23 protein-coding genes and 1 pseudogene are annotated in these 24,328 nt (G+C 65.7%); 10 read left to right on the top strand and 14 right to left on the bottom strand.

What is annotated here, in order from left to right; translation table 11 throughout:
- Positions 1 to 105: 105 nt before the first annotated feature.
- On the bottom strand, positions 106 to 543 hold the full coding sequence (locus tag K7472_RS31535) for a hypothetical protein (RefSeq protein ID WP_252396561.1): 438 nt from the start codon (positions 541 to 543) through the stop codon (positions 106 to 108).
- A gap of 483 nt (positions 544 to 1,026) precedes the next feature.
- On the opposite strand from K7472_RS31535, the gene K7472_RS31530 reads away from it, so the two are divergent.
- Positions 1,027 to 1,701 (top strand): hypothetical protein, encoded by a 675-nt coding sequence (locus K7472_RS31530; RefSeq protein ID WP_222982573.1) that lies wholly within the window; start codon positions 1,027 to 1,029, stop codon positions 1,699 to 1,701.
- Positions 1,702 to 3,239: 1,538 nt separating this feature from the next.
- On the opposite strand, the gene K7472_RS31525 is transcribed toward K7472_RS31530, so the two are convergent.
- Entirely contained in the window at positions 3,240 to 3,902 is a 663-nt protein-coding gene (locus K7472_RS31525) for a TRADD-N-associated membrane domain-containing protein (protein WP_222982571.1), read from the bottom strand.
- Between the two features lie 258 nt (positions 3,903 to 4,160).
- Here K7472_RS31525 and K7472_RS31520 point away from each other — a divergent pair.
- Positions 4,161 to 4,694: pseudogene (locus K7472_RS31520) on the top strand (NUDIX domain-containing protein).
- Between the two features lie 3 nt (positions 4,695 to 4,697).
- Here K7472_RS31520 and K7472_RS31515 read toward each other — a convergent pair.
- Positions 4,698 to 5,573, bottom strand: a complete 876-nt coding sequence (locus K7472_RS31515) for an NsdA family TPR-like regulatory protein (protein ID WP_504740141.1) — start codon at positions 5,571 to 5,573, stop codon at positions 4,698 to 4,700.
- A gap of 1,179 nt (positions 5,574 to 6,752) precedes the next feature.
- Between K7472_RS31515 and K7472_RS31510 the strand changes: the two genes are divergently transcribed.
- Positions 6,753 to 7,256: a hypothetical protein gene (locus K7472_RS31510; protein ID WP_222982568.1), complete on the top strand. Its 504-nt coding sequence runs from the start codon at positions 6,753 to 6,755 to the stop codon at positions 7,254 to 7,256.
- Here K7472_RS31510 and K7472_RS31505 read toward each other — a convergent pair.
- Positions 7,148 to 8,203 carry a hypothetical protein gene (locus K7472_RS31505; RefSeq protein ID WP_222982566.1) on the bottom strand — a complete coding sequence of 352 codons (1,056 nt, stop codon included), beginning with the start codon at positions 8,201 to 8,203 and terminating at the stop codon, positions 7,148 to 7,150. The genes K7472_RS31510 and K7472_RS31505 overlap by 109 nt on opposite strands.
- Before the next feature lie 666 nt (positions 8,204 to 8,869).
- Between K7472_RS31505 and K7472_RS31500 the strand changes: the two genes are divergently transcribed.
- Positions 8,870 to 9,007, top strand: a complete 138-nt coding sequence (locus K7472_RS31500; RefSeq protein WP_222982564.1) for a hypothetical protein — start codon at positions 8,870 to 8,872, stop codon at positions 9,005 to 9,007.
- Positions 9,008 to 9,105: 98 nt separating this feature from the next.
- Positions 9,106 to 10,092 (top strand): hypothetical protein, encoded by a 987-nt coding sequence (locus K7472_RS31495; RefSeq protein ID WP_222982563.1) that lies wholly within the window; start codon positions 9,106 to 9,108, stop codon positions 10,090 to 10,092.
- A gap of 588 nt (positions 10,093 to 10,680) precedes the next feature.
- On the opposite strand, the gene K7472_RS31490 is transcribed toward K7472_RS31495, so the two are convergent.
- The 4 genes from K7472_RS31490 to K7472_RS31475 all read right to left on the bottom strand — a co-directional run bounded on the left by K7472_RS31490 (position 10,681) and on the right by K7472_RS31475 (position 15,158).
- Entirely contained in the window at positions 10,681 to 12,459 is a 1,779-nt protein-coding gene (locus tag K7472_RS31490) for an SAVED domain-containing protein (RefSeq protein ID WP_222982561.1), read from the bottom strand.
- The gene (locus tag K7472_RS31485) at positions 12,456 to 13,925 is read right to left on the bottom strand and encodes a HesA/MoeB/ThiF family protein (RefSeq protein WP_222982559.1); all 1,470 of its coding nucleotides are present in this window, start codon (positions 13,923 to 13,925) and stop codon (positions 12,456 to 12,458) included. The genes K7472_RS31490 and K7472_RS31485 overlap by 4 nt, the downstream gene beginning before the upstream one ends.
- Positions 13,922 to 14,926, bottom strand: coding sequence for a nucleotidyltransferase domain-containing protein (locus tag K7472_RS31480; RefSeq protein ID WP_222982557.1), 1,005 nt, complete (start codon positions 14,924 to 14,926; stop codon positions 13,922 to 13,924). The genes K7472_RS31485 and K7472_RS31480 overlap by 4 nt, the downstream gene beginning before the upstream one ends.
- 91 nt (positions 14,927 to 15,017) lie before the next feature.
- Positions 15,018 to 15,158: a hypothetical protein gene (locus K7472_RS31475; RefSeq protein ID WP_222982554.1), complete on the bottom strand. Its 141-nt coding sequence runs from the start codon at positions 15,156 to 15,158 to the stop codon at positions 15,018 to 15,020.
- A 157-nt stretch (positions 15,159 to 15,315) separates the two neighbouring features.
- On the opposite strand from K7472_RS31475, the gene K7472_RS31470 reads away from it, so the two are divergent.
- Together K7472_RS31470 and K7472_RS31465 are read left to right on the top strand one after the other, a co-directional pair.
- On the top strand, positions 15,316 to 15,648 hold the full coding sequence (locus K7472_RS31470; RefSeq protein WP_219688542.1) for a hypothetical protein: 333 nt from the start codon (positions 15,316 to 15,318) through the stop codon (positions 15,646 to 15,648).
- A gap of 49 nt (positions 15,649 to 15,697) precedes the next feature.
- Positions 15,698 to 16,834, top strand: a complete 1,137-nt coding sequence (locus K7472_RS31465; RefSeq protein ID WP_222982552.1) for an ImmA/IrrE family metallo-endopeptidase — start codon at positions 15,698 to 15,700, stop codon at positions 16,832 to 16,834.
- A 316-nt stretch (positions 16,835 to 17,150) separates the two neighbouring features.
- On the opposite strand, the gene K7472_RS31460 is transcribed toward K7472_RS31465, so the two are convergent.
- From K7472_RS31460 to K7472_RS31440, 5 genes are all read right to left on the bottom strand, one after another.
- Positions 17,151 to 17,981: a protein kinase family protein gene (locus K7472_RS31460; protein ID WP_252396564.1), complete on the bottom strand. Its 831-nt coding sequence runs from the start codon at positions 17,979 to 17,981 to the stop codon at positions 17,151 to 17,153.
- A gap of 120 nt (positions 17,982 to 18,101) precedes the next feature.
- A complete protein-coding gene (locus tag K7472_RS31455; RefSeq protein ID WP_222982549.1) occupies positions 18,102 to 18,314 on the bottom strand; it encodes a hypothetical protein in 213 nt (70 codons plus the stop codon).
- Positions 18,311 to 19,471, bottom strand: a complete 1,161-nt coding sequence (locus tag K7472_RS31450) for a radical SAM protein (protein ID WP_222982547.1) — start codon at positions 19,469 to 19,471, stop codon at positions 18,311 to 18,313. The genes K7472_RS31455 and K7472_RS31450 overlap by 4 nt, the downstream gene beginning before the upstream one ends.
- Positions 19,468 to 19,920 carry an ATP-binding protein gene (locus K7472_RS31445; protein WP_222982545.1) on the bottom strand — a complete coding sequence of 151 codons (453 nt, stop codon included), beginning with the start codon at positions 19,918 to 19,920 and terminating at the stop codon, positions 19,468 to 19,470. The genes K7472_RS31450 and K7472_RS31445 overlap by 4 nt, the downstream gene beginning before the upstream one ends.
- A gap of 8 nt (positions 19,921 to 19,928) precedes the next feature.
- On the bottom strand, positions 19,929 to 20,357 hold the full coding sequence (locus K7472_RS31440) for a hypothetical protein (protein WP_222982543.1): 429 nt from the start codon (positions 20,355 to 20,357) through the stop codon (positions 19,929 to 19,931).
- A gap of 155 nt (positions 20,358 to 20,512) precedes the next feature.
- Between K7472_RS31440 and K7472_RS31435 the strand changes: the two genes are divergently transcribed.
- The 3 genes from K7472_RS31435 to K7472_RS31425 are packed head-to-tail and all read left to right on the top strand — an operon-like array spanning position 20,513 to position 23,037.
- Positions 20,513 to 21,616, top strand: a complete 1,104-nt coding sequence (locus K7472_RS31435) for a helix-turn-helix domain-containing protein (RefSeq protein ID WP_222982541.1) — start codon at positions 20,513 to 20,515, stop codon at positions 21,614 to 21,616.
- Positions 21,617 to 21,632: 16 nt separating this feature from the next.
- The gene (locus tag K7472_RS31430) at positions 21,633 to 22,301 is read left to right on the top strand and encodes a YdcF family protein (RefSeq protein ID WP_222982539.1); all 669 of its coding nucleotides are present in this window, start codon (positions 21,633 to 21,635) and stop codon (positions 22,299 to 22,301) included.
- A 46-nt stretch (positions 22,302 to 22,347) separates the two neighbouring features.
- Entirely contained in the window at positions 22,348 to 23,037 is a 690-nt protein-coding gene (locus K7472_RS31425) for a WbqC family protein (RefSeq protein ID WP_252396558.1), read from the top strand.
- Positions 23,038 to 23,066: 29 nt separating this feature from the next.
- On the opposite strand, the gene K7472_RS31420 is transcribed toward K7472_RS31425, so the two are convergent.
- Positions 23,067 to 24,328: mobilization protein (locus K7472_RS31420; protein WP_222982535.1), on the bottom strand; the 1,262-nt coding region annotated here is incomplete at its 5' end.

Below are 24,328 nucleotides of genomic sequence, written 5' to 3'. Positions count from 1 at the left end.
CTCTCCAGCGGCTCGACGACGGAGGACCGTCCGACGCCTCATTCTGAAACGATCAGTTAGTTGCTGTACTTTGCTGCTGTACAGGCAGGCCCGTGACCAGCATGTCTACGAGGTCAGGCTCTTCCGCCGAGCGCGCATGTACGTCCCTGATCCCGAGCTTCCACCCCAGCCGCTGCTGGTAGCGATGTCCCACCCCTGCTGGGCCCGCATCTGCTTGGCGAAGGCGTCCAGATCTCGGATGTTGCAGCCGCAGTCCAGCTTTACACGGATGGTGATGTAACTCCCCATCGGCTTCTTCTCGCTGGGGTCCAACTCCCATTGGACAGCGTGCTCGTGGTCAGCAAGCCCAGTGCGCTCGGGATCGTGCATGAGGCCGTGGGCACGGGCGTACTCGTCGAGGTCGTCGATCACGAAGAGGTGACTGGCCCACTCGCCAGGCCACACAGCGAACAGCCTGCACTTCCCGTCGCGAGCGCGCTCATACGTGCCGGCGTCTTTGCCGTGGGTGACCGTGCCGTCTTCGGCCACCTCGATGTAGCACAAGGTCGCCAACGTGTACGGGAACTCCGTGCCCAACGCGGCCGCACTACGTGGTTCCATCAACGCTCCCCTTACGTCTGGTCCGCTGCCCTACCCAATCATCCGAGATCGCAGGATGTCGCATACTTTCAGAAGTCCTGTGACGCCCATCGGGTCCGAGAGGACCTCAACGGTGCTGACGGCTCCCTCAGCTCGGTGATGCTCGCGTCGCCCTGCGACTACCTCTGTTTGTGTTGCCGCTGCAGATGCAGTCAGGTAGCTTGACGCCATAGCGATGCAGGCTCGGGCGAGTGCCGAGCGTGACAGCTACCCACCTGTTGGCTATGCGAACGAGCTTGTACCTCGGGCGACACATCGGCGCGTGGGCTTCCCCAGTTTCTGCGACAGTGGTTAAGCGAGTACGCCCCCGCCTGTCGCGTGCGCCGTGAGATGAGGCAGGCCATGGTTCATTCGTTCATCGCTCACATGAGCCCGGGGCGGAGCCGGGTGTTCGCTCTGGTAAAGGACCCTCACGACCAGTTGGAGGTAGTCACCACCCTCGGAGCGGATGATCTTCATCTGACCACTGAACTCGTCAACGCGCTCAACGGCTTCTTGTCAGACCGGGACGAGACAGTCCTTGAGACGCTATTGGACGTTTTTCCGATCCCTGTGAGCATGGCCGTACAGCAGTACGTCAAGAACAAGTGCGCTCCGGTACTCGGAGCCTTCAACGGGTATGGACCGATCGACGTCGTGCGCGAGGCGGTCTACTTCTCCAGGGGCAGTGATGATCTGGAGGAATACCTTGACAGCGCTTACATGATCGGGCTCGGGGTTCGCGTCTCGAACCAGCGGAGCGAGGACGGTGATGTCGGGTGGGATCTCCAACTACTCAGCGACGAGGTCTCTGTGCCGGCCAGTGCCGAGCCCCGTACATGGGAGCTCCCTTCAGACGTCAAGCTCCTGAAGACATGGACGAGCGCACAACTCCTTGATTCTTGCGGGCCGGTGGGTAGCGCGCTCAGCGTGGCGGAAGGCGCGAGCGACCAAGGGCGTTGGGTGAGAATCCATACGCTGCTGCACAGTGATCGGGATATCGAATTCGAGGGGAGCGGCACCTCAGAGTTCGTCGTCGATATCTTCGATGCTCCCATCCCGCTTGAATACTCGGATGAATAGGCAGCCGGCGCCGATCCGGTAGCGAGCGGCAGCAAGGCTATGCTGCTCTCGCTCTCTTGGGATGCGCGGCAGCCGTGCCAATTCCTTGCGTCTGCGGTTGAAGACGTCATACACCGCGGGCGCATCGTTTTCCGGGGGTCTTCGCTTTCGGACAGGTTGCTGCGTGCCGTAGCCGCCACGGGATCTAAGATGGGGCAGCCGCTTCATAGATGATCATGTTAATTGTCGTCCGAAAGCTCGTACACCCGCCGGGGACGGAAGTGACGCAGTTAGGATGCTGCCCTCCGTCACGGCGTGTCCGGCCAAAGGTGTCCAGAACTGTCCAGAGCCGCGAGTGATGATGGCGGGCTTGTCGGCATGAGCGATATCGGTGTGAACGTGGTCGCTGGCGTAATCGTTGCGACCGTCGTCGCGCTCTCGAAGTGGGCGAGGACACGATGGAAGCAGCGAGACGGAGGTAGATGGAATGGGGCGGAAGGGCGAGTCAAGGGGAGCTAACCTTCCTCCCGGAGCCCGGAGTGATCTCCAGAGCCGGCTCATCCAGCTTCAGCGTGATAAGGGCTGGGTGAGTCAGGTCGAGATTGCCCGTGGCACTGGTCTCAGTAGGAGCCTCGTCTCTCTCGTCTTTCCGGGACCAGGATTCAACGGCGGGATTCGGTTGTCGCAGTTGCTCTGTTTCTCGTCGGGCACGACCTAAAGCCTGGCCCTGAGGCCGAAAAGACGCTGGACGAAGCGAGCAATCTGTTCGTCTTGCTCTGGGATGTGGAAAAGTCAGAGGAAGGCCTGTCAGCCCATGTTCGAATCAAGTCCAGACGATTGTTCTCCAAGGAACGGTGTGCGTCGTGCGACGACGCTGCGTGCCCGGTTTGCTTCTCGGGACTGGCACTACCGAGTGCGTTGAGATGCGAAGGCTGCATCGAACCCTTGGGGCACTTGGGGGGGTATGATTTCTGGTGTCTTGGCTGTGAAAGGGGTTTATATTTTCCAGAGTTGGTCGATTGGCTCGAAGAGAATTCCCATCATCCGTTTATTGCTGCATGGTGGGCCGCCGATTCGGCAAGTCCGTTCGAAAAATGAACCGATCCAGTTTCGTCGTGGCGCGGACTAACTGACGTGAGTGAATGAGAATTTAATCTACTGGCGGATCGGACCGTCATCGTTCCCACGCGGGACCCTAACCGACTGATCGCTTATGACCGTCAAGGTGGCGAAGTCGTGTGGTCACACCGCGGTGCGGGTACATCTGAAAAGCGACCCTTCATCGTCGGCGAAACCGTGTTCGCTGCACATCGCGCCCGGCCGGCTCATCGCTTTCGACATGGGGACTCGGAAGAGGCGCACCGTCGCGGACGTGATGTGGCACCACAATTCCGCACAGCCACCTCCGGTGGTGAACGGGGTTCTCTATGCGGTCAGTGGAGGATTTCTCCGAGCCATTCCGATTGCGTGACAAGGCGTGATCCGGCTGTGGACGGTCCCGCGCTCGGGTTAGTCGGGGGTGTCAGTGGTGCTCTGCTCGGCAGTACCGAGCAGAGCACCTACTCGGTCGCGATCGCTGGTGATGTCTCGCCGGTCGGCGAGAAAACTCGGTTGGCTGCCTCCTCAGGGGGTGGTGCCAGGCCGAGGGTGCGCATTGCCACCATCGTTCGGAGACGGTCTCGAATCGCAGGATCATCAACTTCCGAGATGAGCGTCAGAGCCTGTTCCCTTGTCCGGTCTAGCTGAAGTTCCTGTTCGACTCTTTCAGCCTCGGTCGTGAGTCGCTGTTGAGCCCTGTGGCCGTGCACGGCGAATGCTCCACCAGTGCCTCCAAGGAGACTTCCTCCGAGGATAGTTGAGAGGCCAACCGGCGCTCCGAGCCCCATCAGTGCTGTCACCGCTCCACAAAGAGCAATGGCCAGACCCATGGCCATGCAGAACCGGCTGATGGTCGAGAAGCTTTTGGCCTCGCTCAGTCTGAACTTGAGTACGTCGGAAAGGAACGCCTCGCGAGGATCGGGGTGAAGTTCACGAGCCATCGACTCGACGACAAGGTTGTTCTGTCGACTGCCGATCTGCTCTATGTGAAAGTTGCTTATATACAAGGGTGAATCATGTCTTGCGGTCGCAGACTGGGAAGGTGCGCCCCGGCCGTCCGTATGCAGAAGCGTTTCTTCCGCAGGTGCAAGCTCGGACGGGGCCTCTCCGGACTCCTCGCCCACCAGCGCCTCCTCCAACTCGGATCCCCATCGGCTCACGTGTGCGCCGAGATCAGGGGAGTCGTGCGTACCGACATCGTGCGGTCGGCACGCTACTCCTTTCGAGTGATGATACGAGCATGCGTTCGTAGTTGAGGTGCGGCGTGTCGCAGCGCCTTCCTCGGCCAAACCCAAGGGGAACCGGACGGTGATCTTTTTCACCCGCCGTCATGTTGCAGATGTCATCCTGGAAGCCGGGCGACGAGGTGGAGAGTTGGCGGGATGCAGTGGCAGGTTCACGGTGAGCGGCAGATCTATGACAACCCTTGGGTCAACCTGTGGTTGGTCGGTGTGCAGCAGCCGGACGGACGACGGTGGGAGCATCATGTCGTGCGGATGCGGCACCTCGCGGTCGCCGCGGTGGTGGATGAGCAGCAGCGGGTGTTGATGATGTGGCGGCACCGGTTCATCACGGACACGTGGGCGTGGGAGCTGCCGATGGGGTTGATCGAGGCCGACGAGACGCCGGACGAGGCGGCGGCGCGTGAGGTGTTGGAGGAGACCGGCTGGCAGGTCGAGTCGATGAAGCCGCTGGTGTATGCGCAGCTGGCTAACGGCATCACGGACTCCGAGCACTACGTGTTCCGGGCGGCCGGGGCTACGTACGCCGGGCCGCCCACGGAGCAGAACGAGTCCGACCGGATCGAGTAGATTCCGTTGAAGGACATCCGGGGGATGATCGACCGCCGGGAGATCGTCAGCAGCGGCAGCCTGGTCGGGCTGCTGCACCTGCTGCTCGACAGCACAGGCGCCTGACCGTCACGTGAGGGCTGAGCGCATGCGCTCCTCGAAGCCCAGCACGGCCGGCTCGCGTGCGAACGGTGCGATTCGGGTGTGGAATTCGCGCGGGTGCCCAGCCACGCGTGGTGAGTCGAGGGTCGCGGTCAGGTCGAGTGCGGCCGTGGCGGAAGCGACCGCGGCGTCGAGCTTGCCCTGTTGGAGCTGGACGTCGGCGAGCCAGACGGTGTGGAACGCCCGTCCGCGCTGCTGGTCGATGCGTTCGCGCCGCAGTCCTTCGGTGATGAGGGACTCAGCCCGGCTCGCCTCGCCGAGTTGGCCGAGCGCGATGCCGGTGTCGACGATGAGCTTGGTCTCGTCGAAGTAGCGCACCCAGGCGGGTGCTTCGGCGGGCGGTTCCGCAGCGGCGAAGGCGTCGTTGGCGCGGCGGAGGGCGTCGTGGCAGGCGGCGGCGTCACGGAGTGCGGCGTGGGCGAATGCTTCGCGCATGGCGAGCATGGAGACGACGAGTCGCGACGGGGTTCCTCGCCGTGCGACGTCCTGCGCGGCTGAGGCCAGCATGACTGCCTCGTTCTCCCTGCTCTCGTAGGTCGCTTGCAGGCTCAGGCACGACAGGACGTTCGCGGTGAAGGAGGCGTCGCCCGTCTCGCGTGCGAGGTCGAGCGCCTGGCGGAGGTAGGTGCGGGCGGTGCTGTACTGCCGTGCGTCGAAGTAGGCCCAGCCGGCCATACGGGCCAGCTCGGCGGCGAGGGCGCGAAGGTCGTCGGCCAAGGGACCGGTGGGGGCGTGGCTCAACCGGCTGGTCACGTACCGCAGGTGACCGACGACGGCGGGGCGCAGCGATGCGCCGCCGTGCTGGTCGTCCCTGCGCCGGTAGTCCTCGATCGACGACTGCAGGCGCGAGCCGGAAGATCAGTCCGAAGTCGCGTTCCCTGCATGCCTTTTGCATCTGCGGGTGCGCCAAGACGGTGGCAGGAAAACCTGGTTGCTTTTCGGGCACGGCTGTCACCCCCTCTCCCGATTGCCTCACAACATTACCCACGTTGGGTAATCACCGCGGCCTGATTGCGTGATCGCCGCTCGGCAACCATCGACTCAGCGCCGCGCTCCTGCGTGACGGGGGCGTTGCGGTGCCACGGCCACGCGTTCCGAAGGAGCACGTCATGTCCGCTCAGTTCCGCCACCCCGGCTTCCGGCCGAGGCTTCACGTGCAGATCCGGCCACCGTCCACCGAGCGGTATCGCGTGCGCTTCCGCTGCGAGCCGTCGACGATTCGCGGTGTACGGGCCGACGCTTCACGGAAGTTCGCCGAGTGGGGGTTGGCCGAAGGCGGCCAGCGAGCCTTCGCTCCTCCTAGATCTGCAGGGCACGGCCGGCGTTCTGTACGTCGCGGTTCATGACGGCAGTGACCAGGTCCCGGTCGTGTGCCCTGCATTCGAAGACATCGAGACGGGCCGTGGATTGCGATTGGTCGCCGGGCTGTCCAACGGAGCGTGGGGCTTCTACCCCCGCGTGGATGGTCCCGGGAAGGTCGTCTGGGCCGCTCTGCGTCTCGAAGCCGGGGCACCCACTTCCGTGAACGTGTTCGCGCGGTGCATCGGCTCGATCTGAACCGCAGGTACCGCGTGGCTCTCGAGAACCTGCGACGCCGCGCATGAGTTCGATCCGCCGCTGCGCACGACACACACCCGCGATAGACACCCCTCTCTTGCTCCGTTCCAGCGGCATGCCCGCAGGCGTCACCCACGTCGCCGTACGCACTCCCGCCCCCGTGCGGGCGGCAGCGGGCTGCCCGCTGGAGCGGGTCCCTTCCCCGCTCCGGCCACGCCGAGTCAAGCAGGCATCCACGTCCCCACCACTCCCCGCGGGGGTGTGACGGACTCACGGCACCAGCTCGTGGCCGGAGCAGGCCCCGCCCAACCCCCGTATGCAGCGATCCGACGAAGGAGTCGATCCGGATGCCCAGCCGTCACCCGCGCGGCTTCGCCTGTGGTCGGCAGACCTTGGTGCCGTCCCGGCTCGTCGAGGTGACCCTGGGCATGGCCAACGCCGCTCCACCCGTGTGGGGACGGGCTGGTGTACAGCTTCGACGACGTCGGCAGGCTGCTGACCTGCACGCTCCAGGCCCACCGCGGGCCGGTCCACCACGGCGTGGTGCTGAACCTGCACGGTCCGGACGCCGACACCATCTGGACCGCCTGGCGCGACGACACCGAGCCCTACCTCGCCCTCCTGCTCCCCGACTGCCCTGTCGCCACCGCCGACGGTGGTGAGGCGTGCAGCGAGTTCGCCGGGCACCCCGGCGCCCACAGCTGGGAGTTGGCCGACCCGGTCCTGCCGCTCGCCCTCGTCACGGCCTTCGGCCCGCTCCTCACCGAGCAGGATCAGCCGCCAGACGGACGCGTGTTCCGCATTTCGGAGGTAGGCTGCGAGAGCGAATTTCGAATCAATCTGCGATTCGATCCGATGTGTCAGCCGCCGAAGACGGTGCGGTATGCGTCCTGCCCTTTTTGGATCACAGCGGACAATCCCGCAGATGCGGTCGTGATCGCGCTTAGCCCGCTGAGGACACGGTGGTAAGCGGCCCGGATTCGGCTTAGTTCCGGATTCTCGGCTGCGGTTTCTTCGCCGAGGGATTCGGCGTCGTGGATCAGTTCGGCCTGCCGGTCCGGTTCCATATTGAGGGTCGGAGCGAACTGCTGCACCATGGAAGCGAAGTCGCGCAGTGCCGTGGTGTCCAGGCCAAAGGTGTTGCTCTGCACCACTCGGTTCTCTCGCCCAGCGACAAAGCCCTGTGAGTTATTGATGGTGTAGCTGTCGCCGACCCTCGGCCGGTTCAGGTAGTCGGACACGGTTCCTCCGGACAGGACGCACTCGATGCCATCGGGTGTGATGGCGACGGTCGGCGGATCGGTGTTGATCCCCACGACGAGCCCTGCGTGATTCAAGCGCGCTACGGCTTGGTGCAGTTCCTCGCCGGTGATCCCGTCGCCGGCATAGTAAGCAGCGGGGACGGCGAAGAAGCCGACGGGGCTGACCGGCTTCTGATCATGGGCTGCGGTGTAGAGCCAGCGAAGGAACGCTTCGGCGGCGTATCGGTGCCGGGCGGCGTGATCTTGTTGCAGTTCTTTCAGGTGGTGTACGGCCACGCGACCGTCGTCGGTGAGGTGGACGTCGGGTGTTCCCGCCAGGATGCGGGCGATGGTCACCAGCCCACGTTGTTCCAGTTGGAAGGCGAGTACGGATGCATCCTCGGCCGGTAGGCCCTGCTCTTCGAGGAACTGGGTGACGTCCACGTAGGCGGCTGGGTGTTGCTGCGCATGGGCGTCCAGCCACATCAGCAGCAGGGCGAGGTACGGGCTGCTTTCGATCGTGGCACCGCTGTTCCAGCCTCCCCCTTGCATCGACGCCTCAGCACTGACGGGCATGCGGATGGGGTGCTTCCTGGAAGCCCGTTCGAACTCCTTGGCGATGTCCTTCACAAACTTGTCGATCGCGCGCCGATCGATCCCTGGGTTTTGGGGCACGTGGGCCTCCCATACGCCTCGCCTTTGCTCAGCCTAGCGAGTGGGACCGACAGCGACGCCGCCATGGAGAGGTGCGCTTGATAGTCCAGCGGCCAGCGTCTGTGATTGCCCCGATCCGAGCACGTGCAGTCGGCTCCCGGATCTTGATCATTCCGCCCGTGGATGATCTCCGACTGCAGCGCAGCGAGGGGGAGCTACAGCGAGGAGCGGCGTCGGCTTGCTTACTGCAGCACTGGGCTGCTGGCGGTCAGGCACGGCCCGGGCAGTTGCTATGGGTACGCCAGAGGCCCTGCAGGATGTTCCTACAGGGCCTCTGACCTGGGTCGGGGTGGCGGGATTTGAACCCACGGCCTCTTCGTCCCGAATGAGGTTCGGGTGTGGTCTTGACCGGGAGCGAAGTGTCTCTGTGCTGGTCAGAAGGTTGGGGTGAGGCAATTTCGGACGGTCTCGACGGGGCCTAGGAGGAAGATCATCTCCCAGATTTCTCCCACGCTTGGGCTCGCGAGGAGCGGATCGGAAGCCGCAGACTGTTCAGACCTGGCTGCTCGTGCATATGCCCATGGCGCTGTACACCCCTCGCGCCTCCTTAGGGCCAACGCGCGGACGGGCAAGCGCTACGGTCGAGCTTGGCCAACTGCGCTCGACCCTAGAGCTCACCCTGCCAGCATGAGCACGTCTGCATCAGGTGCTGCAGGTGACAGAAAGATGTTGCCGAGGCTCGCTGGGCTGGAGAAAGATCTCCCTCTGCGGCGCAAGAGGGCTGAGAAGGAGCAGTGGCTCGGCGAGGTCGAGGCATCGACATGATGCTCGCCTTCCTCCGGACCAAGAGGCAGACGCCGCACGACTCGCCCGTCGGGCTCCCGTCGACTCGGGAATCCCATGGCCACGCCCTTAGGAGAACTGTGACCAAGCCGCTCAGCCAGCAGACGATCCAACGGCTCGCCTTCGTCCGCTTCCTTCACGCACAGGGCGTCACCCAAAGCGCGCAACCCGAGCCGATGTCGGCCGCTGCCATCCTGTCCTTCCAAGATGCGGTCGAACACTTTTTGTTGATTGGCGCCGATCACCTTGGTGTGAGTCTGCCGAACGGCATGCAATTTCTGCAGTACTGGGAGAAGCTTCAGCCTAAGCTGCCGCCTGGACAAGTCCTACCGAGCAAGCAGGCGCTCGGCCGGGTCAACAAGCTGCGCGTCGACCTAAAGCATCACGGAAACATCCCGTCCTCTCATGCCATCGCTCAGTCCAAGGCCGATGTCACGACCTTCTTCACGGACGCGGCACGGATGATCTTCGACGTTGACTTCGAGACCGTAGATATGGCGGACCTGGTTGCCCACCCCAAGGTCGCCCAGTATCTACGGGATGCGCGCACACACTTTGAGGCTGATCGCGTGATCGTCGCTATGGCTGGACTCGCATTGGCATTCGAAGAGCTGATAGAGCATTACAGGTCCCGGAAGACCGGTTGGGGAGGATCCCCCTTCACCTTCGGCGACCGCTTGCCCATATTTAGAGCGGAGAGAGGCGAGCGCGACTCCCCAGTCTCCCGCCAGCTCAAGGCGCTAACGTCCGCCACGCGCCAACTGAGACAGGCAATGCAGGTAATCGCTCTCGGTATCGACTACGCCCGCTACGTGCACTTCATGGCTTTGACGCCGGATGAGCTCAGTTGGGGCCGCGACGGGAGTATCACGTTCTCGGTAAACGACATGACTAGGGCTCTGACGGCGGATGACTACCAACAGGCCAGGCTGTTCGTCATCGAGTCAGCCCTGCAGGCTGCACGAGCTGACGCCATTCTTGAACGCCTTGATGCTCACTTCTCAGAGGACATCGACTACGACGTCGAGCAGTGGACCTGGACCGGCTCTAGCGACTCGCCAGGTTAGACAGCCGCCCTGGGCCTAGGCGCGTGAACGCCGCCCTACGCAAACACCTCGCCGGACCTTCCGGGCAGGTCACCACGTGCGACATTGTCCCGACACCACCTCCTACGCCCGCCGGATTCTGGCTGCGAACCGATACGTTGACGTTCGTGTGGTCACGGGGGAAGGGGGGCTCTCGGCGCCGAGGAGTTCAGGCCCTACTGCCATATGATCGCGGCCGTCGGCATGTGGTACCTCCCCGGAACCTGGCGGGACCAACTCGCCTCCGACGGGCGCCTCGTTCGTACCGCTGCGATGTCGCGGGCTCTCGCGGTCCTCGGCGTTCCGACACGAGAAGGAGGAGATCGGAACGACTACATCGGCGACGACCGGCTCGTCAGGCTCTACTGGGACGAGGACCAAACCATCGAGTCTTCGTTGATCTCGCTTCTGCGGCATGGCCAAATACCCGCCTCCAGCACCAGCTCACCGGAGGCGCGATCAACCTCGTCCGGATCAACGACGGGCCCAGTACCATTCCCTTGGTGCACTGCTTCAGCTCCAGCCAGGCAGAGCAAGACCGGCTGGCACGCTGCGTGTGCGTCGCCACGCCTATTGGGCGAGCAGGATCTCGGTGATCGGTCCGCCGGTGACACCGGGCTCAAGCACGAGAGCTGGGGTGTAGTGGGGCCTCCCAGGGGTCGCACCGTCCCACTCGTAGACGACGGTGCGCAGTGTGTTGAGGTATCGCCCTACGAGTAGAGCCATCGTGTAGGGGCCGTGGAAAGCGAGATGCACCTCCGCACGGCCGCTGTGTGCGGCAAGCGCTTTGATCTGTTGCGCGGCAGCCGTGCTGAGGCGTGCGGCCTCGCGCGGGTCGAGTCGGTCTTCGCCGGCGACGGAGATTACGGCGGCCGCGGCGAAGCCGTCGCTGGACTCGTGCAGGAGCTGCTCGAATGCGGTCTGATCTGGATTGGCAGTCAGGCTGAGGAAGATCGCGACGCGGTCGTGGCTGTCGGGTGTCTGTGCTTGTTCGAGGTCAACTGGTTGCGTATGAAGTTCGCTGGTCAGTGGGTCGGCACCACTTTCTGCAGACGTCCACTGAGCGCCGCGGGTGTCGACCACCTCGACATTGCCGATCTTGGTCTCGGGCAGGGCGGCTCCCAAGGCCAGGGCTACCGACAGGTGAGCTCCGCCAAAGATGCGTACGGTTTGCGCGCCGACGGCATAGACGGCGTCGCTGGTCAAGGGCAGTGTGGTCTGCAGGAGCTGAAGTCCCTCTCGCAGCGGCAGACGGCCGTCGCTGGCGGCCCTGATGCGGATGTGCAGGTCGTCCTCGCCCGCGTCCAAGGCGAAGGGCGCGGGGCGGGTCTGGACTCGGACCGTGAAGGCGCGGTTCTCGCTGTGAATGGCGGGCTTGCGTTGTTCGACTCGGTGCATCAGTAGGTCGCGCACGATCTCGCTCTCGCCCGACGGCTGGAGCATGTTGCTTTGCTTCTTGTCGGCGAGGGTCCGGGAGGGAGCGAGTCTTAGGAGTCGGTCCGGTGCGTCGTAGTCGCACCGTGTATCGCTTCCCGCTCTGGCGGTCTTGTTCGCGATGCACAGACTGAAGGCGGGGTCCTCGTCCAGTTGCAGTAGCCGAGGCAGCTCACGTTCTCGGACGATGTCGCTGTGGACGATGTCCGGTGTCACGACGAGCACGGCTGCTGAAAGCCCTTGGGTCAGGGCTTGTTCGAGGCGATCGGTCGTTGTGCCCGCGCGCAGGTCGGTATGGTCTCTCCACACGACGAGACCGGCCGCCCTGAGCAGATTCTCGATCGACTCGGCCTGCGGGGACCCGTCAGACTGCCGGTAGGAGATGAACACCGCACCGTCAGGCCGGACTGCGCCCTTGGGTAGTGGCCCCAGCGCCTTGAATCTCTGTGGTGGCGGAAGGACCGTTGCTGCCTTGCCGGTGACGCGTCCCCATCGTTGGCGCCGGGTGATAAGTCCGGAGAAGGGGTCCGTCCCGCCGGGAGCGTAAACGAGGAGTGCGATCGGGCCGTCGTGCTCCCGGGCCATTGCCCGCATCGCGGCAAGGTCCGTGGGGCTCGGCCCGGACGGTGCGGAATGGCTGTGCCACTCGCCGACGTAGCCGGTTGGATCGTCGTCCGCTCGCTGGGCCAGGAACTTTGCGAGCAGAGTGTTCGCCTTGACGTCATCGCGCACGTATCTGTGGGGGGACGCTCCTTGTCCGTCGACCATGAGGGCATGGGTGACAACGACGTTGGCGTCTTCTTGATAGCCGAGGAGGATGCCACCCGTTTCCCGCGGCAGATGCTGCGCGGTCGCGGACGCGATGACCTCGTATGCCGCCTGGCGCAGCTCGATCCGTGGTGCCGGCCGGGTCACTGGTGGTGGCTCCTTTGCGGTGCGGAGTGGAGGTGGCGCGTTTCCCCTGCAGGATGGAGGGGGCGGTCCACGAGGAGTCCGACGGCGTGGCGGACGGTTGCCGCCGCTGCCTCGATCACCGCGTGGGGCGGCGTTGGGGAGACCGGGCTTCCGCAGCCTGCTTCGAACAGTTGCGGCGCCTCGGTGTCGGCTCTGGTCGTCGAAGGCGGCAGCGGTGCTGCGGCGTCGATCGGTGGCAGTACGTCGATGCGATAGGTCCTGCCGTCGTTTTGAAGCGCCGCAGACAGGACCCGTGTGCCCAGTGTCAGGGCGCTTACATGCAGGAGCGCGGTGGTGGCGAAGTCGGCGGTGGCGTTCACGACGAGGTCGTGGTTCCGCAAATGGTCGACCGCGTCGGCACCCGAGGTGAGGGCGCTGTTGATGGTGTCGATGCCTGCGGCCGGCGCCTCGTTGTGCCTGGCGAGGTGTCGCTTGACCGCTTCGGCTTTCGGCAGTCCGACTGCGTCGCGGCCGACGAGGTGGCGGACGAGGTTTCCCGGCATGACCACATCGTCGTCGATGAGAGTGAGGTGACGGACACCGGAGCGCACCAGCATGTCGGCGATGAACGAGCCCAAAGCGCCGACACCGACCACGGCAACCTTGGATTCACGCAGTTCGGCAGCGAGGACGCCTGCGCGAGCGGACCGGGCGGCCTCGGTGTCTGCGCCCGAGCGCAGACATGTGACGGCCGTGCCGCCCTCCTTCGTGGGCGTTACGTCCAGCACGATCGCGCCCTCGTGGGTGCCTCGTCGGTAAACCAGCACGACGACCGCGACCAACTGCTGGCGAATTCTGCGGTCCAGATCCGCGTTCGAGCCGAGCCGGGCACAGATGTCTGCCCAGGTTCGCGGCGGCACGTCGACCTCGCCCAGATTGGCCACGAACCCAAAGCGGTCCTTGCTGTGCTTGAGGGCCTTCCTGGGACGGATGCCGTGTGTGATCCGCATCGTGTTGTTGCTGGCAGGGCTGAAGCGGACGGAGCGGTTGAGGTACTGGCCGAGGTCGTCGTAGAGGTAGAGGCGCCGGTCTGCGGACTGATGGAAGTACCGGTCGAGGTCGAGGTCGGGCCGATCGTCCGTCCATCCGGTGTCCGCGTGCTCGAACCATGCTGTGACGTGTTCGAGGAACGCCGGTGCCTCCATCCACCACAACCCGTCGTGATCTTCTTCAGCAACCAGGCACAGCGCGCCGTCCGAGTCACGGTGCCAGGACCAGGGCACCGCGTCGTGATCGACCGGCACCACCCTCGGCGGTCGAAACGGGAAGCGGGGCGGCAGGTCGATCACTACACGGGTCGTGCCCGCCAAGTGCGGGACAGGCCCTTCCCACCCTGCTTCCACCTCGTGGAACCCAGCGCGGATCAGGCCCTCCTCGAAGTGCAGCCGCGCGTAGGCGACGTACTCGTCGAAGCTGACAGAGGTCACCCGAAGGTCCTCTTGCCGGCAGGAACGACGCGGGCGCCGGGCGAGACCGCGGATGCCTTCTTGCTGCCGTCCTCGTTGAAGCCGGGGGGCATCGGGAAGATCGTATCTCCGTCGCCGTTCTTTCCCAGCAGTTTCCGGAACGCCAGCGCGGCCTTGCCCGCGTCTTCCTCGGCGAGCGCAGCTGCTGCCGACGTCGCGGCGTCGTTGAACCGCGTACGCGCGGTGTCCAGTTCATCGTCGGTCGCGCGGATGTGGATGGTGTGTCCAGGCAGGGTCGGGTCGGTCACCGCGATGCCGTAGGTCACGAAGTTTTCTACGATCTTGCTGACTTCCCAGAGAGCGGAGACGTAGTATTCCGCCTGGTCGTTGCCCGAGACTGCGCCTGAGTCGAACGCCTGGTAGGCGGCCATTTCGATGAAGAATCCGCCGGGCTTCTTCGTGCCGAGCAGGGCGCGACGAGTCTGGCGAAGCAGTTTGACGGTTGGTACGTAGTACTCGTCGTGGTCCGCGTTCATCGTGCTCGAGAGGTCCGTCAGCCCGTCTGGGTTGGTGCGCACCCACTCGTTCTCGTCGCCCTTCTGGGGGATCTCCCAGGTTCCGTCGCCGTAGGGGCGGGCGGGCACCGCGTCGACGTAGAGGTCGTACTCCGGGAAGGAGACCTGCAGGCTCCGGTCCTGACGCTTGGTGCGCCGGTGCCCGTCGGCGTCGGTGCCGAACTCTGCATGCAGGACCTTGAAGAACCTGTCGAGGATGTCCGTCGACGTGACGTCGCTCGGAACATCGGGCAGGCGCACGAATACGTCGACGTCCTTGATCCTGCGGATCGACATGTTGCGCTTGTAGGAGCCGATCAAGATCGGGTTGACGCCGTACTCGGCGAGCTTGGAGTCAGCCTTAAGGGCGTCACGGACGAGGCGATGCGCCTCTGGCGCGTTGGTCTTGTCGTCGCCGGGCTCGATGGAGCTCAGCGCGTCCTTGAACTGCTGCTTGAGGTGAGCCATCGGGCCCTCCGGTCTGGTCGTGAATGCACTGGTCTGCTGAGACTGCCTCACACCACTGACAATGCGAGGTCCGCCGTGAGGGGCTGGCGGCCTACTTCCTCCTGCCGCCCTTGCCGGTGATCTCGTTGGTCGTTGTCTTCGGGTGCCGCTTCACCGTGGCCTGCTTCACGAACCGGCCCGTGATGGCACTGCGGCCCCGCTTGCCGTTGGATGCGCTGCTCTTGCCTGCCATGGGCTGTCCTTCCGATCTTCTGCGGTGGCCTGCGGTAGCACACGCCATACCTGACCCAAAGTTTCATTTACCCAGTAGGTGCATGAAATCTTGTGAACCTGGTCGTGAGGATAGCATGGAAGCAGTAGGTGCACGGAAAGGAACTCTGGGGTCGCTGGTGGAGATCGTCTTTGAGGACGCCGAGCTCGCCCGTGTCTGCAACAGCGGCCCTGCCCGCAGGGACCGTTTGGGCCCCGATGGGGCGACCACCCTGCTCCGGCGTCTTGGCCAGATGGCGGCCGCCCACCACCTGGCCGACTTGCGCCACGTTGCGGCCGCGCGGCTGCGGCCCGCAGCCAACGGGGACTGCTTCACTCTGTTGGTGTCGCTCGGTGATCACGGCGATCTCGTGGTCCGCCCGCGCGACGACCCGCCCGGCACCCTCGACGACGGCACCCTCAACGAGCACGCCGTACGCGCTGTGATCGTCGCAGCGATCCACCGCCCCTGATCCCGCCACCAGGCCCGCCCCGCAGCCTCGCCGACCGAGAGGCACTCACGTGACTCCGCCCTCAGCCCCGCACCCGTTCGCACCGGATGAAGCCCTGCCTCCGGGCGACACGCTGAAAGAACAGCTCGACGCCCTTGGTATCCCCCAAGCGGACCTTGCCCGCCGCACCGGGCTGTCGACCAAGCACGTCAACCAGATCGTCCAGGGCAGCGCTGTCCTCACCCCCGAGACTGCGCTTCTGCTGGAGCGGGCGGTCGGCATCCCGGCTTCGCTGTGGAACCAGATGGAGGCCGCCTGGCGCACCCATGTCAGCCGCACCCAGAGCCGTGAAGCCCTCAGCCACCGTCTCGACTGGCTCGACCGCTTCTCCCTGCAGGAGTTGGTCAAGCGGGGCATCCTGCCGACCAAAGAGCGCACGGTGGACAATCTCGAGCATCTGCTGGCGTTCTTCGGGGTCGCCGACCCCGAGGTTGCAGAGAACGTGTGGGGCAGCTATCGGACTGCCTTCCGGCGTTCCACCGTCCTCACGCCGGACGACTACGCCACCGCCGTCTGGCTGCGCCAGGCCGAACTCAGAGCACGCGAAATCCCCTGCGCACCCTACGACCGCGCGGCCCTGCTTGAGCTACTTCCCCAGCTGCGCGCCCTGACCGTCAAGGAACCCGCCGTCTGGCGCACCGAAATCCCGCGCCTGTGCGCCCGAGTCGGCGTCGCGGTGGTGTTCGTTGCAGCGCCCCCCAACAGTCGCGTCTCCGGCGTCACCCGATGGCTCACCCCGGAAAAGGTCGGAGTCGCCCTCAGCGGCCGGTTCAAGAAGGACGACCACTTCTGGTTCACTGTCTTCCACGAGCTCGGCCATGTCCTCCTGCACGGCAAACGCCTCACCTTCATCGACAACACGAGCCGTGACGACGACACGACTCCCGAAGGAGACCGCAGCGAGGACGAGGCAGACGCCTTCGCCAGGGAAACCCTCATCCCGCCCGAGCACGCGGCCGCCTACAGGCAACTTGTCCAGCGCCCTATGCCCTTCACCAACATCACAGCCTTCGCCCGCCGGGCTGGCATCGCCCCAGGCATCGTCGTCGGGCGCCTCCAGCACGATGGCGTCCTGGACTGGAAATACGGCAGCAAGCTGAAGCGCCCCATCGAGATCAGTCTCTCCGGCGATCTCACCGCGGGCTAGCCACCCCTGGACGTTTCACTGAACCCCACCCACCGCGTAAGCAGACAGCCAGGAACTGCTTGCTCAGGCGAAGGCAAGCGACCGGAAGTCGTACGGCGCTCAGGTGGTGGTCACGGATGGGCGCGGGTCCACGGTGACGGTGCCTTGTTCAACAACCGAAACCTGTCCTACTGGGTCGCCATTGCCTTGATCGACTTCAATGTTCCAGGCGGTGTGGAGATCCGGCATGTGGAGAAGTACAGCGGAAACCACGTTGAGGCCCGACCCACGCTGTACTCGAGTGGGAATTTCCGCATGATTACCGGAAAGATCGAGTTCAAGACGAGGTAGATCCGACGGCGGGCGTGGACCCTCTGAGGAGTACGAGCCTGAACGCAGTGGCCCGCTTGGCCATCCCCTGCTTCCACGGCGTTGGATCCTCCTCGGCGATCTCCCGCCACAGCGCCGCAGATGCGGAACCGAATGCCGTCAGCGCCTCCGGATCGGTGTTCCGCCACGACGGGAAACGGCCTGCGAACACGATCGCGTCCTCCGCCGGGTGGCCGGCGTCCATCAGCCTCAGCGCCAAGGTGCCTGGATCGATCCACGCCGCACCGCGCGTTGGCCACGCCCAGTCGATGAGGCGGGCACGCCCGTCGGCGATCAGGACGTTGTGCGGTGCGAAGTCGGTGTGCAGCAGGGTGTTGCCGCTGAAGTGCTGGAGCGTTCCGGGCGGAGCGTAGTCCTCCCAGCGGTCCATCGCGTCCTTGATCTCGATGTCGGCCGGAGCGGTGATCCGTTGCAGTTCGGTGAGCGCGGCTTCTACGAGCACCAAGTCGGCGGAGCCGGGGCTGTAGTCGGCGTGGCGACCGCTGAGGACCTCGTATCCGAGAAGGCTCCATCCACCGACTTCCAGGTGCCAGTACAGGCGGGGACAGGACGTGGGCAGGTGGGGGGCGATCTCCGCCTCGCGGCGCTGTGCTGCGACCTGCGCATGATCACTCGCGATGCCCTTCACGAAAACGTTGCCGCTCTCGGTCTCCAGGACGGAGGCGACGCCGGAGTTCATGCCGCCGGTCATGGTCACCGCCTGATGCACGGGGCCGGTCTTGTCAGTGACAGCCTGGCGGACGTCGGCTGGGAGCAGATCGAAGGGAATGCGAGACATGGACACGCGCGGTTCCTCATGGGGCTCGGAGACAAGGGAGTGCCGCCCCAGCCAGGGTATGACCGGGGCGGCAGTCATGGGGCGCGTACGCGAGCGGTGCGGCGCCCGCCTGCGGTGTGTTTAGTACGGCTGGTCGTCGCCGGCCGAGCAGCTGCACTCGGCGCCTTCGGCGGCCTCTTCCAGGTCGGCGATGATCTGGACCTCGTCGTCGCGGATGGCTGCGGCCGGCAGTGGCACGGCCAGGGCGCCGGTTGCACCATCGGCGGGGCGCCGTCCGATGGTGAGCAGCACCGGTTCGCGCGGCGGGGTGAGGGTTGTGGTGGGTGGAGTCATGATCCGTAGCCTCCATGTTGGCAGTAGAGCTCTCGTCGGTCCCCCGCCTCCTGGTAGAGCTTGGCCAGCGGCCGGCAGGTACGGCAGGTGCCAACCTTCGTGCAGCCGGAGCATCCACCGGTGCGGAGCTGTAGGGACTCGGCGATGGCGCCGAGCCGCGTGAGGGCGGCGACGCCCTCGGTCACGAGGTTCACGCTCGGGTCACGGCCGACCTTGCAGACGGACGCGATGCCGTGCGGGTTGACGTGGAAGAACGTCCGGCCTGCGTTGCAGCCGGTGAAGATGCTCCGGGCCTTGATGTGGCCCTCGGCCTGCGTCGCCAGCGGGTTCGCCTCGCAGTCGATCGTCGGCGACATGTTCGTGAAGACCTGGTGCGGGAAGCCGTAGCGCTCGCACAGGGCGACCATCGCGTCGAGTTCGTGAGCGTTGTCGTCCGACACGATCACGTTGAGCCGGACCGGCAGCCGGTCCTGGCGGGCGGCGTCCAGGCCCTGGACGAACCGGCCGAACGCGCCGCGGTTGCGAGTGACCTTGTCGTACGTACCCGCAGTCGCGCCGTAGACGCTGAGCGTGAGCCGGTAGGGCCGTCGGCGGGCGAACAGGTCGCGGATCGGCGGCTTGCGCAGGGAGGAGCCGTTCGAGGAGACCTGCACCATCATCCCGAGCTGGTGGGCGTACTCGTAGGCCGCACCGAACTCTCGGTCGACCAGTGCCTCGCCGCCCGTGATCTGAAGCCAGAGCACGCCCGCGTCACGCATCGTCCGCAGGAGCTGCTGTTTGCCCGTCCAGTCCAGGCCCTCGAAGCGCTTCTCGCCGAGGTAGCAGAACTCGCAGTCGTAGTCACAGCCGAGGTTGATCTCCCAGGATGCCTTCGCGTATCCGTACGGCGATCGCTCGCGGACGAGGACGGTATCGCCGACCGGCCCGTCAGGCAGCTCGGTGCCCCACGCCTGCCGCGCGGCATTGACAAGCCAGGCCGGCAGAGGGTCCCCCCTGTGGCTCGCGGCGCGCAGCTCCTCGTAGCGGATCCCAGAAATGCGCATGCCGACCGCACGGCCCGGCTGAAGAAGGAGGTGCTGGGCGAGGAACGGGCTGGCTACGAGACGCGTGTGTGATGCAGCAGGCGTATCCCGAGCCGGGGTGCCGGTCGCGGTCATGGGACCTCCACAGGGCGGTCATCGCGGTCTGAGCCGGGAGGGCTGATCGGCTGTGTGGCGTCGCCCGCAGTCTTGAAGCAAGACCAGATGACCTTTCCGAGCGGGGTACGGTCCTTCACTCCCCACTCGTCGGAGAGCGCGGCCACCAACGTCAGGCCCCTCCCGGAGATGTCTGTGACGGCCGACTCGCGTACAACAGGCTGCTGGCGACGGCTGTCGTGCACTTCCAGGCGTACGCAGTTGTCGTCGATGTCGAGCCGGACGAGGAAGCCGTGCCCGCGGGCGGTGCCGTGGACGACAGCGTTCGTGGCGAGTTCGGAGACGCACAGACGAATGTCCTCGGTGCGGCTCGTCAGGCCCCAGCCGTCCACCGCCCGGGTGGCGAACTCCCTTGCCATGCGTACGGACTGGTGTCGGGCTTCGAAGAACTGCTGAAGCGACTCGGGCATGACGTGCCTCATGACTCCGCGCCCAGGACGCGAACTTGTGCCCGGAAGCTGCGGTGGGCGGGCTCGTGACGAAGAGCCGAGGGACGCGTGGTGCGGGGTCGGCGAGCTAGTAGGAGGCGGGCGCCGGTCGTCTCGATCCAACGATTGCGTTCGGCCGCGACGTGCTTCGGCCCCAGGTGGGAGAGGGCCGGCGCGACGACGCCATAGACGTCCGGAAGAGCCAGCGCGTCCAGCAGTCCCGTGAACGCGGCGGATCTGGGTTCGGTTGTCACGTATCGGTCCATGAAAACGCCGGAGAGCTGCAGCTCGTGGGTGCGGCAGTAGTCCACCAGCGACGCGCGCAGAGCCGTCTGACGGGCTGCGGAGACGCCGACCAACCGCAGAAAGCCGTATACGAGGGGACCGCTGACCGGGTGATGCTCCGTGAGGGGTTCCATGCTTGCGACCGTCCAGGAGACTCGGTGAAGTGGTGACCTCTTGAGCGTGGCTGTTGCCCAACGTCGTTGGAATCACCGACTGTTCCACTTGCGTTCCACTTCCGACCCACCGGCCGCACGCTTCTGCTTCCATGACCGGTGGAAGGGAGTGACGCGTGGCGACCGTGCATCACTGGACCGGCCTGGAGGCCAGAGCCTTGCGGCTCGCTCTCCGCCTGAGCGTGCGGGCTTTCGCCGAGCGCCTCGGTCTCGCCGTCGCGACCGTCTCCAAGTGGGAAAAGCTCCTGTCGACGACCGAGCCCCGACCCGACACGCAGGCCATCCTCGACACCGCACTCGGCCGCGCCGATGCCTCCGTACACCTGCGCTTCGAAACGCTCCTGTCAGAGATGGCCGGCCCCGGGCAGGTGGCAGCCGGACGCCGGGTGACGGCTTCCGGTCCCAGAGCCTGGGAGTACGAGTCGTGGACCGACGACCTGGACCGTGCCGTCGTCGCCCTGTCCCGGCAGAACTTCACCTTCGCCGACAGCCTGCTGGGCCGATGGCTCAACCGCTTCAAGGCCACCGAACTCGACGACAAGGGCCTATACCTCTACGCCCGCTCCACCGCGCTCCTCGGCGACCTCAAGCGCGATCAAGGCGCCGTACTCGGACCGCTGTCCGCCCATCACTCCTACGCGGGCGCACGCTCGATCTTCACCCAGCTCGACATCCCCCGCCGCGTCGCCCAGCTCGATCTGTCGCTCGCGGTCGTCGCGGAGATGTCCGGTGACCTGGAGGCGTCAGCACGTACGTACGAGACACTCGCCGTCGACGACCGACTCTCTCGCCGTGACCGGGCCAGAGCCCGCCTATGGGTGGGCACCGCGCTGAGCAAGGACGGCAACCACGACTACGCGACCCGCCTGATGCAGGCCGCGACCCGTGAATTCGAAGATCTCACGGAACCCGACGACTGGTCGGTGGCCCAGCAGAAGCTCGCCCTTGCCCGGCGGGGTGTCGGTGACCTCACCCAGGCCCTGCACTTCATCGACATCGCCCGCAGCAGTGGGAGCGCCGACTCACCGATGCAACGCGTACGACTGGACACCGCTCACGGTCACATCCTGCTCTCCGATGCGGCGACCCGGGATGATGGGCTTCGTGTCCTCGGCCGGGCTGCTCAGACGGCCGCGCAGTACGGACTCGTGCACCAGCTGCGCAGTATCGACAGCGTCAGGGCCAGCAGTGAGGGCCGACCGGGGCCTCGCCAACGGTGATCAGGGAGACGAACGCGTGAGTGACAACCAGCAGGCCATCACCGAGGACCAGTGGCATCAGGCCAAGTCAATCTGGGACTACCACCAGATGCACCACGAGGCCCGCCCCGTGGATGTGGCGATCGGTCTAGGCAGCCACGACTTGGGTGTGGCCACCCGCACCGCCGAGCTGTACCACGCGGGCCTTTTCCCCACCCTGGTCTTCACCGGCGGCAACAGCCCCACCACCGCCGAGGTCTTCCCCCGTGGCGAAGCGGTGCATTTCCGTGAGCACGCCATCGACCTCGACGTCCCCACCGCCGCGATCCTGCTGGAACCCCACGCCGCGAACACCGGGCAGAACATCACCCTCGCCCGCGAGGTCCTGGCCGACGCCGGCATCACCCCGACCACGGTGCTGCTGGTCTCCAAGCCCTATATGGAACGACGGTCGTACGCGACCGCCCGCAAGCTGTGGTCCGAGGTCGAGATCGTGTGCGCCTCGGAAACGCTGGAGTTCGACGACTACCTCAAGTCCATCGGCGACGAGAAGCTCGTGGTGGACATGCTCGTCGGCGACCTCCAGCGGGTGATCGAGTATCCGAAGCTCGGGTTCGCCATCGAGCAGGAGGTCCCGGAGGACGTGCATGCCGCGTACGAATCCCTCATCCGCGACGGTTTCACCAGCCGCCTCATCGCTTCCTGAACTCCCTGTCCCGGGTGGCCTGTGCGCCATCCATCAGCCCAACTTCTTGCCTCGGCTGACCACGCTGGCCAAGCTGTTCGCGGCGGACTACTGGATCGTCCTGGACGACGTGCAGTTCGTCCGCCGCGACTACCAGCATCGCGCCCGCCTCGCGACGCTCGACGGCGTCGGCCGGGCCCGGTGGCTGACCATCCCCACTCACCGGCCCTCGGGTCGCCCCACCCTCATCAGGGACGCCCTGATCGCCGACGCTCCCGCAGCCCGTCGCAGAGCCGCATCGATCCTGCGCCAGCAATACAGGGCCAGCCCTCACTGGCTCGCTCTTGACCGAGCCCTTCAGCCGGTCTGGGACGCGTTCGGCACCGGACGGATCGCGACGGTCGCCACCGCCTCCACCCGCGCCATGCTCGAACTGCTTGGCTGGCAGGGACAGATTCTTACCAGCAGCACCTTGCCCGCACGCACGGGCCGGTCCGAGCGGCTGGCCGACCTGGCTGCCGCTACCGGTGCACGTGCGTACCTGTGCGGCACTGGCGGTATGACCTACCTCGACCACGCCCCCTTCACCGAGCAGGGCGTGACCGTCGTCCCCTTCCTGTCGCCGACCACCGGAATGTGGGCCTCGGGACGACAGGTCAGTGCCCTGCGGGCGCTGGCTTCCCGCGGCCCCAATGCCGTGGGGGCCCGGTTCCGGGCTCTCGCGTTTGCCCACGACGCGCTCGGGTGCGCGGCCTGACGCCGCTCTGGGTACGGGAGCGGGCGGGATCAGCGCCGTCGTGCCGGCGGAGGCTGCGGCTGGGAGGTCGGCGCAACTGTTGTCGGTCGGATCGGCGTGCCCGGACGCTGTGCCGCACTCCGGGTCCGTGCCACACGTGCACGGTCACTTGGAACCGGCCTGGCGCTGAGCCGCTCGACGCGCCAGGTCAGCACCTGTGCGGGGCTTCGGGCATCGTCGAGTGCCCGCTCATCGGTGGCCTGCTGGAGCAGCTGCTCTGGATCATGTCCGGCCTTCTCGGCGGTCGCGAGCACGGCTGTGAGTGCGTCGAAGGACGGGTCTTCGACGACCTGTGTCGCATGGTCTGGCATGGTCTGCCGGATGAGAAGGGTGTGCCGCTCCACCACCTGGTGGGGCGGGCGGCACTGGGCGAGCGCGGTCAGCGGTGCGGCGGACGTGTGCTCGTAGGCGGCTTGCAGGTGGATCAGGGTCTGGTGGGCTGCCGCCACCTGCTGGTCGTGGTGACGTCGCTGGTGCCAGCGGGCGGCGGCGATGACGACAAGGATCGCGGCGTCGAGGAACATCGCCAGCAGCGCGCCGTCCCTCGGGGCGGGTTCGCGGACCATGGCCCGCACGGCGCCGCGCAGAGCGCGGGCGTGCTGGTGCTCGGCCTGGACGCGGGAGCGGGTGGCGCGCTCGAATGCCTCGGCTGCCTGCCGGAGCTGGGGGCGAATGGCCTGGGGTGCGCGAAGGGGCAGAGCGTCGAGGGCTTCACCGAAGGCGGCCAGGTGAGCCTGGGCTGCCGTGTCCCCAGCGTGTTCGAGGCGGTGGGGGATGCGTTCTGCGGCGGCGGTGACCTGGTGCCATGGGTTGGTTGTGTGGGGGCTCCTCTGTGGTTCGGTGGCGTCGAGGCGCTTTCGGATCTTGGGGAGGGACAGGTCCGGGGCGAGTTGGGAGCCGGAGTACCAGATCGGTTCCTGCTTGGCGTTGGTGTCGCCTTCGAGGGCGACGGTGTAGCCGCGTACGTCGCCGGACGGGAAGTGCTTGATGTCGACCAAGATGCTGTCGGTGTGCTGGAGCAGGCTGATGAACTCCTCGGTGCTGGTTGCGGCGGCCACGACGGTACGGACCGTGGTGCGCAGCCGTTCTCGGGCGGTGCGGTTCTGGCCAGCGCGTTTGGCCTTCTCCTGCTCGGCGCGGGTGGGCCGTTCGGCTGCGGTGCGGTCGCCGCGCACGACCTGGAAGAGGTCGTATTCCTTCTCGATGGTGACGAGTTCGCGGTCGGCGGTGAGGTAGTCGTTCCAGTGGCGTG

It is taken from the genome of Streptantibioticus parmotrematis (genome assembly GCF_019890615.1).
In the GTDB taxonomy this organism is placed as follows: Bacteria; Actinomycetota; Actinomycetes; order Streptomycetales; family Streptomycetaceae; genus Streptantibioticus_D; species Streptantibioticus_D parmotrematis.
The sequence above is the reverse complement of the archived record's forward strand: the minus strand, read 5'-3'. Positions and strand labels throughout refer to the sequence as shown.

Excerpts from the sequence above, each read along its gene's own strand:
- K7472_RS31475 (WP_222982554.1), bottom strand. The coding sequence starts at position 15,158 with ATGGCAGGCAAGAGCAGCGCATCCAACGGCAAGCGGGGCCGCAGTGCC.
- K7472_RS31455 (WP_222982549.1), bottom strand. The coding sequence starts at position 18,314 with ATGACTCCACCCACCACAACCCTCACCCCGCCGCGCGAACCGGTGCTG.
- K7472_RS31440 (WP_222982543.1), bottom strand. The coding sequence starts at position 20,357 with ATGGAACCCCTCACGGAGCATCACCCGGTCAGCGGTCCCCTCGTATAC.
- K7472_RS31450 (WP_222982547.1), bottom strand. The coding sequence starts at position 19,471 with ATGACCGCGACCGGCACCCCGGCTCGGGATACGCCTGCTGCATCACAC.
- K7472_RS31500 (WP_222982564.1), top strand. The coding sequence starts at position 8,870 with ATGAGCACGTCTGCATCAGGTGCTGCAGGTGACAGAAAGATGTTGCCG.
- K7472_RS31445 (WP_222982545.1), bottom strand. The coding sequence starts at position 19,920 with ATGCCCGAGTCGCTTCAGCAGTTCTTCGAAGCCCGACACCAGTCCGTA.
- K7472_RS31460 (WP_252396564.1), bottom strand. The coding sequence starts at position 17,981 with ATGTCTCGCATTCCCTTCGATCTGCTCCCAGCCGACGTCCGCCAGGCT.
- K7472_RS31480 (WP_222982557.1), bottom strand. The coding sequence starts at position 14,926 with ATGGCTCACCTCAAGCAGCAGTTCAAGGACGCGCTGAGCTCCATCGAG.